This window comes from Streptomyces paradoxus (assembly GCF_014202475.1).
Taxonomy (GTDB): domain Bacteria; phylum Actinomycetota; class Actinomycetes; order Streptomycetales; family Streptomycetaceae; genus Streptomyces; species Streptomyces paradoxus.
Genome location: NZ_JACHGV010000008.1, coordinates 103,847 through 116,918, shown reverse-complemented (window position 1 = coordinate 116,918; position 13,072 = coordinate 103,847). Strand labels below are relative to the sequence as shown.

The following is a 13,072-nucleotide window of genomic DNA, read 5'->3' as shown; positions in this document are numbered from 1 at the left end:
TTGACAGCGAATGTCCAGAGGATTTTCCCGCCGGTTCCGTGTCCTCCGATCGGGGCCGCCGCGCAACTCTTGCGCGAGGGATCAGGCACACCAAGGACGGTGACCCATGGCGGACGGCACCATGACCGCGACGTTCCTCGCCGTGATCGGCGGAGCGTCGCTGCTCGCCGTCACCGCGCGGCGCCTGCGGCCCAGCGGCCGGCTGCCGTCCCTGGAGGGCTGGGCACTGGCCGACCGCAGCCTGGGCCCGGTGTGGACCTGGTTCCTGCTGGGCGGCACGATCTTCACCGCGTACACCTTCACCGCCGTGCCGGGGCTGGCGTACGGCAACGGCGCCGCGGCCTTCTTCGCCGTGCCGTACACGGTGATCCTCTGCCCGCTCGCCTTCGTGCTGCTCGGCCGCCTGTGGACCGTGGCCCGCGCCCACGGCTACATCACCGTCGCCGACTTCGTCCGCGGGCGGTACGGGTCGCCGCCGCTCGCCCTGGTCGTCGCGCTGACCGGGATCCTCGCGACCATGCCCTACCTGGCGCTCCAGCTGCTCGGCATACGGGCCGTGCTGACGGCCGGCGGGGTGTATCCGCGCGGTGCGGCCGGGGACCTGGTGATGGTGGCGCTGTTCGCGGGGCTCGCCGTGGCCACCTACCGCCACGGGCTGCGGGCACCCACCGTCATCTCCGCGCTGAAGGCGGTGGCCGTCTTCGTGTCGCTCACCGCGGTCACCTGGCTGGTCCTGGAGCGGCTCGGCGGGCCGGGTGCCGTCTTCGACGGAGCGGCCCGGCGGCTCGGCGGCCCCGCGCTGGTGCTGGCTCCGGCCCAGCAGCCCGCCTACGCCACCCTCGCGCTCGGCTCGGCGCTCGCCCTGCTGATGTACCCGCACGTGCTGACGGCGGGGTTCGCCGCCGACGGACCGCGCACCCTGCGCAAGGTCTCGGTGGCGCTGCCCGCCTGGACGGGACTGCTCGCGCTCTTCGGCGTCCTCGGGTTCGCGGCACTCGCGGCCGGGGTGCGGGCGCCGGAGGGCGGGGCCGAGGCGGCCGTGCCGATGCTGGTCGACCGGTTGATGCCGGCGCCGCTGGCGGGGCTGGTGTTCGGAGCGATCACCGTCGGGGCGCTGGTCCCGGCGGCGGTGATGTCGATCGCGGCCGCCACCAGCTTCGTCCGCAACGTGTACGTCGAGTACGTGCATCCGACGGCCACGCCCAAACGGCAGGTCCGCATCGCCAAGGCCGTCTCGCTCATCGCCAAGGCCGGGGCGGTCGCGTTCGTCTTCGGGCTGCGCGACCAGGACGCGATCAACCTCCAGCTGCTGGGCGGGGTGTGGATCCTGCAGATCTTCCCGGCCGTGGCCATCGGGCTGTTCACCGGACGGCTGCATCCGCGGGCACTGCTCGCCGGGTGGGCGGCGGGCATGGCCGCCGGGACGTACCTGGTCGTCCGCGAGGGCTTCTCGTCCATCGTGGGCTTCGGTTCCGGGCCGCTGGAGATCTACGCCGGGCTCGCCGCCCTGCTGCTCAACCTGATCGTCGCGGTGGCCGGCACCGCCGTACTCGAACGTCTCGGCGTCCCGCGCGGCGCCGACCTGACCGACCTGCCGTCCCGCCTGACCGTCAGGCGGCGCCCGGAGACGGGAGCGAACCAGCAGTGAGACACAGACACCCGATACCCGTGCCGGAGCCCGGCGTCGAGGCGCTGACACCCGCGCCGGCCGACCCGGCGGAACTGGAGCGCGAGGCCGGACTCGCGGGCCTCTTCGAGCTGCACTACGCCTCGATGCTGCGCCTGGCGGTGCTGCTGGGCGCGGACGACCCGGAGAACGTGGTGGCCGAGGCGTACTACCAGATCTACCGGAAGTGGCGGCGCCTGAGGGACATCGAGGCGGCGGAGGCGTATCTGCGCTCCACGGTGTGCAATCTGACCCGGATGCGGATCCGGCACCTCCAGGTCGCCCGCAAGCACGCGGAGAGTCCGCCCGAGGAAACCGTCGTCTCCGCGGAGAGCGCTGCGCTGCTCCGCGACGACCAGCGCGTCCTGATCGACGCGCTGCAGCAGTTGCCGGCCCGGCAGCGCGAGGCGCTCGTGCTGCGGCACTGGCTCGGACTGAAGGAGGGCGAGATCGCGGCCGCGATGGGCATCTCCTCCGGTTCGGTGAAGACACACACGGCGCGCGGTCTCGCCGCGCTGACCCAGGCGATGGAGGCCCGGCGATGAACCACACCGATCCGGACCGCACGGAACGGGAGCTGACCGAGGCCCTGGCCGCCCTCGCCGGCGGGGTGCGGGCCGCGCCGGACGCCTACCGCACGGCACGCGGTGAGTGGCTGCGTCGCGAACGCCGTCGCAGGCTCGTCCTCGCGGTGCTCATCACCGTCGTGTTCGCGCTGGCCACGCTGATCGGTCTGTGGGTGCTGAACGAGGCTCCGTCTCATTCGGGAGTGATCTTCTCCGGTCTCCCGAACGCAGGCCTCCCGAACGCAGGCCTCCCGGACGTTCAGGTCAGCACGCGGTAGGTCACGTGCGTGATCCCGCTCGCCGCCCGCGAGGTCACCTGCTCCAGTCTCAGCGGCGGGACGCCCTCGAACAGCCGCGTACCGGCGCCGAGCGTGAGGGGCGCGATGTGCAGCCGCAGTTCCTCGATCAGGCCGGCGGCGAGGTACTGGTTGACGGTGGTCGCGCCGCCGAGCACGGTGACGCCGCCGTCCCCGGCCGCCTCGCGTGCCCGGGCCAGCGCCGAGGCGATGCCGTCGGTGACGAAGTGGTACGTGGTGCCGCCCGCCATCGGCTGCGGCTCACGCGGGTGGTGGGTGAGCACGAACACCGGCGCGTGGAACGGCGGATCGCCACCCCACCAGCCGTTCCACGGCCGGTCCCACGCGCCGCGCACCGGCCCGAACATGTTGCGTCCCATGATGAACGCCCCGGCTGTGTTCAGCCGGTCGATCTCGGCCCGGTTCTCGCCGGGTGTGCGGAACATCCAGGCGTGCAGCTGTTCACCCGAGCCGTCACCGCCGTCGTCCCCGAACGGCCGCTCCTCCGTCTGGCCGAGCCCGGCCGAGTAGCCGTCGGCCGAGATCGTGATGTCGCACACCACCCTGCCCGTCGATGGGGTCATGGTCCTGCCTCCTCGTGGCGTTCCGGTGTCAGAACCTACGCGCGCGGACTCCTACCCTGGGCCCCTGACCGCTCCGCGCGGATGCGAAAGTGTGATCGCCCGTACGACGCACCGGAAGGGAACGCCCGGCATGGCCGTCATCCACCACACCACCCTGAAGCCGACCAAGCTGGAGCTGCTCACCGCCTGGTTGCCCTCCCGTCCGTGGTACCGCGGCGCGGCGGAGCCGGAGTTGGCGAAGGCGGGCGGCTTCCGGCTCGACGATCCGCAGGGTGAGGTGGGGATCGAGTTCATGGTGGTCACCGACGCCTCCGGCCCTCAGCCGGTGGCCTACCTGGTGCCCCTGGCCTATCGCGGTGCCCCGCTCGAAGGGGCGGAGCACGCCCTCGTGGGCACGATGGAGCACGGTGTGCTGGGGCGGCGCTGGGCCTACGACGGCTGCCACGATCCCGTGGTGGTGGCCCAGTTGGGGGCCCTGATCGAAGGGCGGGCCCAGGCCCAGGACCAGAACGTCAGCGACACTCCCGCTCAGGAGATCGTCGTCTCCCGCACCGGTGAAGGCTCCCTCTCCTCGGACTTCACCGTCACCGACGACCGGGAAGGCACCGCGCTGACCACACCGCAGGGCCCGGTTCTCCGCTTGCACCGGGCCCTGCAGCCCGCCACGGACGGCCTCGTCGTGCCTCCGCAGGGAGCGATCGCCCACGTCGCCGGCTCCTGGGAGGCGGCGGACGGCACCCGCGCGCAGGGGGCGTTCGCCGTTCTGCACGCCGGCGGCCGGGCGTAGCCCCTCGGGATCAGCGCGTCCGCGAGCGGAACGCCCTGCGGTACGTGTCCGGGGGCACGCCGACCGTGCGGTTGAAGTGGCGGCGCAGCGTCGTGGCGGTCCCCATGCCGGTGGCCGCCGCGATGCCGTCGACGCTGTCGTCGGTCTTCTCGAGCAGTTCCTGGGCGTGCCGGATGCGCTGGGTCAGCAGCCACTGCAACGGGGTCGTGCCGGTCACCGCTCTGAAGTGCCGGCCGAGGTGACGGGAGCTCATTCCGGCCCGGCGGGCCAGGTCCTCCACGGTCAGCGGCTGGTCGAGCCGCTCGATGATCCAGGGGAACAGCGCGGCGAGCGGGTGGTCGTCCCGCTCGGGCACCGGGGTGGTGACGAACTGGGCCTGTCCGCCCGCCCGGTGCGGGGGTACGACCAGGCGGCGGGCGACGGCGTTGGCGACCGACGAGCCCAGGTCGAGACGGACGAGGTGCAGGCACAGGTCCAGCGCGGCGGCCTTGCCGGCGGAGGTGAGCACCCTGCCGTTGTCCACGTACAGCACGTCCGGGTCGACCTCCACCCGGGGGTGACGGGCGGCCAGTTCCCCGGTGTGCGCCCAGTGCGTGGTGGCGCGCAGCCCGTCGAGCAGGCCGGCCGCGGCCAGGACGAACGCGCCCGTGCACAGGGAGACCACCCGCGCGCCCGCCTCGTGGGCCTCGCGCACCGCGTCGACCAACGCGGCGGGTGGGTCCTCGTCGACATCGGCCCAGCCGGGGACGATCACGGTGCCGGCGTGCCGGAGCCGGTCGAGCCCTGCGTCGGGTTCCAGCCGGAACCGGCCGATGTGCACGGGGGCCGGGCCGCAGACGGTGAGGTCGTACCAGGGGCCCGTCACCCCGGCCGGGGCGGCGGCGAACACCTCGTGCGCCAGGGACAGTTCGAAGTGCAGCATCCCGTCGGTGGCGGCCAGCGCGACAGTGGTCATGTCCGTAATTGTATGGGGCGTGTCGTTCCGGACACTCACGGTCGGATGCTCATCGCCGTCAGGATGGGCGCAGTTGATCGTTCGAGCACAGGGGAGAGCTCATGGGACCGGGTCAGACGGTGACAGTGTTCGGCGCGTACGGGCACACGGGGCGGTTCGTGGTGGCGGAGCTGCTGGACCGCGGGTTCGTCCCGGTCCTGTCGGGTCGCGACGAGGTGAAGCTGAAGGCGCTGGCGGCGGCGTACCCCGGGCTGGAGGTCCGGCCGGCGTCGGTCGGCGATCCGGACGCACTCGACCGCGCACTGGCCGGCGCGGCCGCGGTGGTCAACTGTGCCGGGCCGTTCGCCACGACGGCTGCTCCGGTGATCGAGGCGGCCCTGCGCGCCGGCGTCCCGTATGTCGATGTGGCGGCCGAGATCGAGGCGAACGCGGACACGTTCGCCCACTTCGCTGACCGTGCCCGCGCCGCGGGCGCGGTGATCGTCCCGGCGATGGCCTTCTTCGGCGGACTCGGTGACCTGCTGGCCACCGCGGCGATGGGCGACTGGACCGAGGCCGACGAGGCGCACGTCGCGTACGCGCTGAGCGGCTGGCAGCCCACGGAAGGGACACGGGCGGCGGGCGCGGTCTCCCGGGAGCGGCGCGGTGGTGCGCGCGTGGTGTACCGGAACGGGCGGCTGGACTACCGCCGGGACGAGGCGACGACCCTCCAGTGGCCCTTTCCGGAGCCGCTGGGCTCCCGACCCGTCATCGGGGAGTTCACGATGGCCGACGTCGTCACCATCCCCAGCCACCTGCCCATCCCCGATGTCCGTACCTACATGACGGCCGGGGCCGCCCGGGACGTGTCGGCGCCCGGCACACCGACGCCCGCCGCGGTCGACGAGCACGGGCGGTCCGCCCAGACCTTCCTCGTCGACGTCGTCGTACGTTCCGGCGGCGCCGAGCGGCGCGCCGTGGCGAGCGGGCAGGACATCTACGCGGTGACGGCGCCGCTCGCTGTGGAGGCGGTGCACCGCATCCTCACCGGGCAGACCAGGACGACCGGCGTCGTCTCCGCCGGCGAGATCTTCGACGCGGCCGACTTCCTCCGCGCCCTGTCCTCGCACCTCGCGGTGGAACTGCGTCGGTGAGGCCCCCGCCCACAGCTCTGTGAAGAAGGCACGTTTCCTGGTAAACACTGACCAAAGCTGCGAGAGGAAGAAGGCCGGCCAGGACCCACCCTCCGTCTCGGATCATCCAGAAGTCACTGTGGAGGCAGCCGGTGGGAGACGTCGCACTCGACCGCAGAGCCTTCCTGGCCGGAGTCGGAGGGCTCGCCGCCGGCGCGGCCGCCGCGTCGCTCACGGGGTGTGAGACCCGTACCGAGCGGAGTGCCGCCGAGAGCAGCAGGGTGCTCGTCGTCCGGAATTTCGGCGGTTCCTACGGCGAGGCGAACCGGAAGGCCGTCTACGAGCCGTTCACCCGGGAGACCGGTATCCGGATCAGGGTGGTGGACTTCGGGCACGAGCAGATGCTCGCCCAGATCAAGGAAGGCCGGCCGCGGTTCGACGTCATGGACATCGACATGTCCAATCTGGTGCTCTTCGAGCACGAGGGCGCCTCGGAGCCACTGGACTACGGCCGGTTGAAGAACGTCAGGAACGCCGGCATCGCCCAGTCGCTGCTCACCCCCAACGGCGTGGGCAAGAGCTACTGGGCCAGCGTCCTCGCCTACCGCACCGACGCGTTCGGCGGGAGGAAGCCCGAGTCGTGGGCGGACTTCTGGGGCCTCGGGCGTTTCCCGGGCAACCGTGCGCTGCAGGGCGAGGTGGACTGGCCGGAGCTGGAGTTCGCGCTGCTCGCGGACGGGGTGCCGTTCGACCGGCTCTACCCCCTCGATGTGGACCGCGCCTTCAAGGTCATGGACGAGATCAGGGGCTCCGTGCGGACCTTCTGGGAGTACGGCGCGGAGCCGGGTGAGCTGCTGTCCGGCGGCAGTGTCGTGGCCTCCAGCTCCTGGGCCGGCCGGGTCCAGAGCCTGCTCGGGCGCGGGACTCCCCTCGCCTACGAGTGGAACGGCGCCCGCAGGCAGAGCAACGGCTTCGGGATCCCCAAGGGCTCCGCCAACCCGGACGCCGCCTACCGGCTGATCGATTTCGCGCTGCGGCCCCGGGTGCAGGCCCACATGGCGCGGCTCTACCCCGACGGACCCGTGGTGCCCGCCGCCTACGGCTACCTGACCGAGTCCACCGCCGCGCGTCTGCCCAGCACTCCCGGCCATCTGCTGTCGGGGTTCGACCTGGACATCGAGTGGTGGCTCGAGAACCGGGACCGCGTGACCAGGCGCTGGCGGGACTGGGCTCGCACCTGACCGACTGAATGCAGCCATATGGCTGAATATGAACGTGCATGGTAAAGAGTCGGTATGCCCCGGCACCCCGGTCGATCCTCGGCCTTCCGCTCCTCCCCGCGCAGCGGCGGGCGCACCCGGTCGGCCTCAGTACGGGGAGGGCGGCACGACGCGCAGCAGGGGCGCGGGGCCCGGTCCCCGGGACCTCGATGGCAGGTCCTGCCGAGGGTGCGCAGCGTCGCCGGCCAGGTGTTCCTGCTGCAGTCGGTGATCATGGTGCTGTTCGCCGCCGCCGCGGGAGGAGCCCTGGTCGTGCAGGCCCGGGAGTCGAGCACGCAGGAGGCGCGGCAGCTCTCCAAGGGCGTCGCCCAGTCCTTCGCACGGGCCCCGGGAACCCTGGACGCCATGAAGTCCGGCGACCCCACCGAGCTGCTGCAGCCGCGGGCGGAGGACACCCGGAAGAACTCCGGTGTCGACTACGTGGTGACCTTCGATCCCCAGGGCTTCCGCTGGACCCACCCCGACCCGAAGCTGATCGGCAAGCACATCTACGCCGTGCGGGAGGGCGGCGCCGCCGACCGGCCCTTCACCAAGACGTTCGAGGGCAGTCTGGGTCTGGCCGTGGACACGACGGTTCCGGTCTACGACACCAACGGGATCACCATCGTCGGCTTCGTGTCCGTCGGGGTCACCGTGGCCAGTGTGGACGACGTGGTGATGGACCAGCTGCCCCAGCTACTGGGCTTCGCCGGTGGCGCGCTCGCGGTGGCCGCGGGCGGGACGGCTCTGGTCTCGTGGCGGCTGCGGCGGCAGACCCGTGGCCTGGATCCGTCCGAGATGACACGCATGTACGAGCATCACGACGCGGTGCTGCACGCCGTGCGGGAGGGCGTCCTGATCATCGGGAGCGACGGGCGGCTGCTGCTCGCGAACGACGAGGCGCGACGGCTGCTGGACCTGCCCGCGGATGCCGAGGAGCGCCGGGTCACGGATCTCGGTCTGGAGGCGGGCACCGCCGAGCTGCTGGGTTCGGGCCGGCCGGTCACCGACGTGGTGCACCTGGCCGGCGACCGGCTGCTGGCGGTCAACGTGCGGCCCGTCGACCCGGACGACCGCCCCGCGGGCAGCGTGGCGACCCTGCGTGACACAACGGAGCTGCGGGCCCTGGCCGGCCGGGCGGAGGTGGCCCGGGAGCGGCTGGGGCTGCTGTACGAGGCGGGGGTGCGGATCGGAACCACGCTGGACGTGGTGCGTACCGCGCAGGAGCTGGCCGAGGTGGCGGTTCCCCGGTTCGCCGACACCGCCACGGTCGACCTGCTGGACCCGATCCTGCGCGGCGCGGTGGCGGCCGGGCCCGGTCCGGAGATGCGCCGGGTGGCGGTGCACGGCGTCGACGGGGCCCGGTCCCTCTATCCGGTCGGTGAGCTGATCCGCTTCGTCCCCTCGTCGCCGGCGGCCGTCGGCGCCGAGCGCGGCCGGGGGGTCCTGGACGTCGACCTGACCGCTTCGGGCGGCTGGATGAGCGCCCAGGATCCCCATCGGGCGAGACGGGTGCTGGACCTCGGCTTCCACTCCCTGATCACGGTGCCGCTCCAGGCCCGCGGTGTGGTGCTGGGCATGGCGAGCTTCTGGCGCTCCGACGGCGCCCCCTTCGGCAGGGAGGATCTGGCCTTCGCCGAGGAACTGGCCGCCCGGGCCGCGGTCGCCATCGACAACGCCCGCCGCTTCACCCGCGAGCACACCCTGGCCGAGTCACTGCAGCGCAGCCTGTTGCCGGGCTCCCTGCCCGATCACTCGGCCGTCGAGGTCGCCCACCGCTACCTGCCCGCTCTGGAGGGCGTGGGCGGCGACTGGTTCGACGTGATCCCCCTGCCCGGTGCGCGGGTCGCCCTTGTGGTCGGCGACGTCGTGGGGCACGGCCTGCACGCCGCGGCCACGATGGGCCGGCTGCGCACCGCCGTGCACAACTTCTCCGCCCTCGACCTGCCCCCGGACGAGCTCCTCGGGCACCTGGACGAGCTGGTAGCACGGATCGACAGCGACGAGAACGAGGAGCGGGACAGCGAGAGCGTCGCGGGCGCCACCTGCCTCTACGCCATCTACGATCCGGCCTCCGGAAAGTGCTGCCTGTCCCGGTCCGGGCATCCGGAGCCGGCCCTGGTGCACCCCGACGGCACCGTGGAGTTCGTGCGGGTGCCCGGTTCACCGCCGCTCGGCCTGGGCGGCGCCGAACCCTTCGAGACCGCGGAGGTCACCCTCCCCGAGGGCTCGCGGCTGGTCTTCTACACCGACGGTCTGGTCGAGGACCGGGAGCGGGGCATCGACGCCGGTCTGGAGGCGTTGCGCCACGCTCTGGCCGGTGCCGGCCGCACTCCGGAAGAGACCTGCCGGGACGTCCTCGACGCGCTGCTTCCCGCCCGGTCCAGCGACGACATCGCCCTGCTCGTCGCCCGCACCCGGCTGCTGGACCGCTCCCGGGTGGCCGAGTGGGAGGTGCCCGGCGATCCCGCGGCCGTCGCGGGCATCAGGGCGGAGGTCACCGGACGGCTCGTGGCGTGGGGGCTGGAGGAGCTGGCTTTCACGACCGAGTTGATCGTCAGCGAGCTGGTCACCAACGCCATCCGCTACGGCATCGAACCGATCCGGCTGCGCGTGCTGCGCGACGGCGACAGTCTGATCTGCGAGGTCGCCGACGGCAGCAGCACCTCACCCCACCTGCGCAGGGCCGCGATCACCGACGAGGGCGGGCGGGGACTGTTCCTCGTCGCCCGGTTCGCCCGGCGGTGGGGAACGCGCTACCTGGCCCGGGGCAAGGTGATCTGGACCGAACAGTCCACCCGGAGCCCGGCCGTCGAGCCCGAGGAGGTGTCGGCCGAAGACCTGCTGGACCAGTGGGAGGACGCGGCCTGGTGAGGCGCCTCGTCAGGTCGGGATCCGATGCCTCATGGCGTACGGAAACCGCGGAACGTCACGGGCTTGCGCGTCTCGAAGCCGAGCCGTTCGTAGAGTGCGAGCGCGCCGCTGTTCTCCTCGGCCACGTGCAGGAAGGGACGCTCGCCGCGCGCCACGACGCGTGCGATGAGCGCGCTCAGCAAGCGGACGGCATGCCCTTGGCCGCGCGCCTCGGGGGCGGTGCAGACGGCGCTGATCTCGGTCCACCCGGGAGGCCTCAGCCGCTCCCCCACCATCGCCACCAGCGTGCCGCCGTCGCGGATGCCGAGATAGGTGCCGAGTTCGTGCGTGCGGGGCCAGAACGGCCCCGGGCGGGTCCGCTCGATGAGGCCGAGCATCTCGGGCACGCTCTGCGCGCCGAGTTCGGCCACGCCGGAGTCGATGTCGGCTCCGGACAGATCCGGGCCGCCGTGACCGGCCCAGATCATCTGCCGGCCTTCCAGGACGAAGACCGGCTCCCAGTCCGGCGGCGGCACGGCCGGGCAGCTGAACATGTCGGCGAACTCGCCCGGCCCCAGCAGCTTGGCCAGGTCGGCCCATGCTTCCGCGTCCGGCTCGGCGGGCACCGCGGAGAAGGTCGCGACCCCGGGCACGTAGGTGGCGGCGTCACCGAGCCGGCGGGCGAGGTGTGCGTGGTGCCCGCGGAGCGATTCGCCCACCGGGTCGTCGAGTACGTCGGCGTCGCGGAACCCCGTCATCGTGCTGCGCCTTCCCTGCCCTCGGTCGGTGCCGGCCGAGATCGAGCCCGGCGGCGTCTTCGGATGCCGGCCGCCATGCTAAAGCGGTGATCGTACGAGGCCGGCGGGCGGGGGCAGTTCGGGGGCGGCCGGGCTCTGCTCACAGGCCGATGACTTCGTCGATGCGCTCGCCCGACGACCGTCTGCTTCTGGACACTGAGAAACTCACGGATCCGCACAGGGCCAAACAGCAGACTGGACAGAATTCTTGACGAGGCATCAGCCCGTTCTTACGCTCCCACCTCATGGGAGCGTTCCCATACCCCCCACGCCCCGGAGGCCACCGTGACCGATCCGTACCGGCGTCCCCGCACCGCGCCACGACCCTGGCGATCATCCCTCCGGCCGGGCGGCCGGTTCGCCGGCTGCGTCTGTGCTGCCGCACTGGCCGCCTCCGCACTCGTCGCACTGCCGCAGACCGCGAACGCGGCGACCGCCCGGCAGGTCGAGAAGCTCGACCGCGGCCTGTCCAGCGTGCACACCGGCAGCGGAAACCTCGTGTCGTGGCGATGGCTGGCCACCGACCCGAACGACGTGTCGTTCAACGTCTACCGCGGCGGCACCAGACTCAACTCCTCCCCCGTCACCGCCTCGACGAACTACTTCGACGCGGGCGGCGCGGCGTCGGCGGACTACACGGTGCGCACGGTCGTCAACGGCACCGAGCAGGCCGCGTCCGCGCCCGCGGTCCAGTTCCGCACGGGCTACAAGGACGTGCCCGTCTCCCCGCCCGCGGGCGGTACCGCTCCGGGTAACTCGGCCTACACCTACGAGGCCAACGACGCCTCCGTCGGCGACCTGGACGGCGACGGTGCCCTGGACCTCGTCCTCAAGTGGCAGCCCACCAACGCCAAGGACAACTCCCAGTCCGGATACACCGGCAACACCATCGTCGACGGCATCAAGCTCGACGGCACCCGGCTGTGGCGCGTCGACCTGGGCCGCAACATCCGCTCCGGCGCCCACTACACGCAGTTCCAGGTCTACGACTACGACGGCGACGGCAAGGCCGAAGTCGCCATGAAGACCGCAGACGGCACCCGCGACGGCACCGGCGCGGTCATCGGCAGTTCCTCCGCCGACCACCGCAACTCCAGTGGCTACGTGCTGTCCGGGCCCGAGTACCTGACGATGTTCAACGGCCAGACGGGCAAGGCGATGCAGAGCGTCGACTACGCCCCGGGCCGCGGCACCGTCTCCTCCTGGGGCGACAACTACGGCAACCGCGTCGACCGCTTCCTCGCCGGCACCGCCTACCTGGACGGTGCCCGCCCCTCGCTGATCATGGCGCGCGGCTACTACACCCGCACGGTGATAGCCGCCTGGGACTGGCGGGGCGGCGCCTTCACCCGGCGCTGGACCTTCGACACCACCTCCTCCACCAACAGCGGCAAGGGCTACGACGGCCAGGGCAACCACAGCCTGTCCGTCGCCGACGTCGACGCCGACGGCAGGGACGAGATCGTCTACGGCGCGATGACCGTGGACGACAACGGCAGCGGGCTGTGGACCACCCGGCTCGGCCACGGAGACGCCGGCCACGTCGGTGACCTCAACCCCGGCCGCGCGGGCCTGGAGTACTTCAAGGTCTCCGAGGACGCGAGCAAGCCCGGTTCCTGGATGGCCGACGCACGCACCGGCCAGATCCTGTGGCAGACGGCGTCGGGGTCCGACAACGGCCGTGGCGTCGCCGCCGACGTCTACGCAGGCAGCGCGGGCGCGGAGGCGTGGTCCGCCGCCGACACCACCCTGCGCTCGGCCACCGGCGCCTCCCTGGGCCGGGAGCCCTCCAGCATCAACTTCCTGTCCTGGTGGGACGGCGACCCCGTTCGCGAGCTCCTCGACGGCACCCGCATCGACAAGTACGGCACGTCCGGCGACACCCGGCTGCTGACCGGCTCCGGCGTCGCCTCCAACAACGGCACCAAGTCCACACCGGTCCTGTCCGGTGACATCCTCGGCGACTGGCGCGAAGAGGTGATCTGGCGCACGAGTGACAACAAGGCGCTGCGCATCTACTCCACGCCGAACCAGACCAGCACGAAGATCACCACCCTGCTCCACGACACCCAGTACCGCACGGCGCTCGCCTGGCAGAACACCGCCTACAACCAGCCCCCGCACCCGAGCTTCTTCATCGGCAACGCCATGCCCACGGCGCCCCGGCCGACGGTCTACACACCCTGACCCAGGGGCC

At 72.2% G+C, this 13,072-nt stretch carries 11 protein-coding genes; 8 read left to right on the top strand and 3 right to left on the bottom strand.

Annotated elements, in window-relative coordinates:
* The first annotated feature begins 106 nt into the window (after positions 1-106).
* From HNR57_RS25385 to HNR57_RS25375, 3 genes are read left to right on the top strand one after another with little or no spacing between them, the layout of a single operon-like run.
* On the top strand, positions 107-1,648 hold the full coding sequence (locus HNR57_RS25385) for a sodium:solute symporter family protein (protein ID WP_184563214.1): 1,542 nt from the start codon (positions 107-109) through the stop codon (positions 1,646-1,648).
* 20 nt (positions 1,649-1,668) lie between these two features.
* Positions 1,669-2,211: a sigma-70 family RNA polymerase sigma factor gene (locus HNR57_RS25380; protein WP_376772285.1), complete on the top strand. Its 543-nt coding sequence runs from the start codon at positions 1,669-1,671 to the stop codon at positions 2,209-2,211.
* Complete coding sequence (locus tag HNR57_RS25375; protein WP_184563213.1) at positions 2,208-2,510, top strand: hypothetical protein; 303 nt, start codon at positions 2,208-2,210, stop codon at positions 2,508-2,510. The genes HNR57_RS25380 and HNR57_RS25375 overlap by 4 nt, the downstream gene beginning before the upstream one ends.
* Here the strand turns inward: HNR57_RS25375 and HNR57_RS25370 are convergent.
* Positions 2,492-3,112 (bottom strand): dihydrofolate reductase family protein, encoded by a 621-nt coding sequence (locus tag HNR57_RS25370; protein WP_184563211.1) that lies wholly within the window; start codon positions 3,110-3,112, stop codon positions 2,492-2,494. The genes HNR57_RS25375 and HNR57_RS25370 overlap by 19 nt on opposite strands.
* A 130-nt stretch (positions 3,113-3,242) precedes the next feature.
* Between HNR57_RS25370 and HNR57_RS25365 the strand changes: the two genes are divergently transcribed.
* The gene (locus HNR57_RS25365) at positions 3,243-3,899 is read left to right on the top strand and encodes a maltokinase N-terminal cap-like domain-containing protein (RefSeq protein WP_184563209.1); all 657 of its coding nucleotides are present in this window, start codon (positions 3,243-3,245) and stop codon (positions 3,897-3,899) included.
* Positions 3,900-3,909: 10 nt separating this feature from the next.
* On the opposite strand, the gene HNR57_RS25360 is transcribed toward HNR57_RS25365, so the two are convergent.
* Positions 3,910-4,854 (bottom strand): helix-turn-helix domain-containing protein, encoded by a 945-nt coding sequence (locus HNR57_RS25360; protein WP_184563206.1) that lies wholly within the window; start codon positions 4,852-4,854, stop codon positions 3,910-3,912.
* A 101-nt stretch (positions 4,855-4,955) separates the two neighbouring features.
* On the opposite strand from HNR57_RS25360, the gene HNR57_RS25355 reads away from it, so the two are divergent.
* From HNR57_RS25355 to HNR57_RS25345, 3 genes are all read left to right on the top strand, one after another.
* Positions 4,956-5,987 carry a saccharopine dehydrogenase family protein gene (locus HNR57_RS25355; RefSeq protein WP_184563204.1) on the top strand — a complete coding sequence of 344 codons (1,032 nt, stop codon included), beginning with the start codon at positions 4,956-4,958 and terminating at the stop codon, positions 5,985-5,987.
* 131 nt (positions 5,988-6,118) lie between these two features.
* Positions 6,119-7,207 (top strand): ABC transporter substrate-binding protein, encoded by a 1,089-nt coding sequence (locus HNR57_RS25350; protein ID WP_184563201.1) that lies wholly within the window; start codon positions 6,119-6,121, stop codon positions 7,205-7,207.
* A 54-nt stretch (positions 7,208-7,261) separates the two neighbouring features.
* Entirely contained in the window at positions 7,262-10,099 is a 2,838-nt protein-coding gene (locus HNR57_RS25345) for a SpoIIE family protein phosphatase (RefSeq protein ID WP_184563199.1), read from the top strand.
* Between the two features lie 29 nt (positions 10,100-10,128).
* Here HNR57_RS25345 and HNR57_RS25340 read toward each other — a convergent pair whose 3' ends face one another.
* The gene (locus HNR57_RS25340) at positions 10,129-10,836 is read right to left on the bottom strand and encodes a GNAT family N-acetyltransferase (RefSeq protein ID WP_184563197.1); all 708 of its coding nucleotides are present in this window, start codon (positions 10,834-10,836) and stop codon (positions 10,129-10,131) included.
* 324 nt (positions 10,837-11,160) lie between these two features.
* Here HNR57_RS25340 and HNR57_RS25335 point away from each other — a divergent pair, with 324 nt between their 5' ends.
* Complete coding sequence (locus tag HNR57_RS25335) at positions 11,161-13,062, top strand: rhamnogalacturonan lyase (protein WP_184563195.1); 1,902 nt, start codon at positions 11,161-11,163, stop codon at positions 13,060-13,062.
* Positions 13,063-13,072 lie beyond the last annotated feature (10 nt).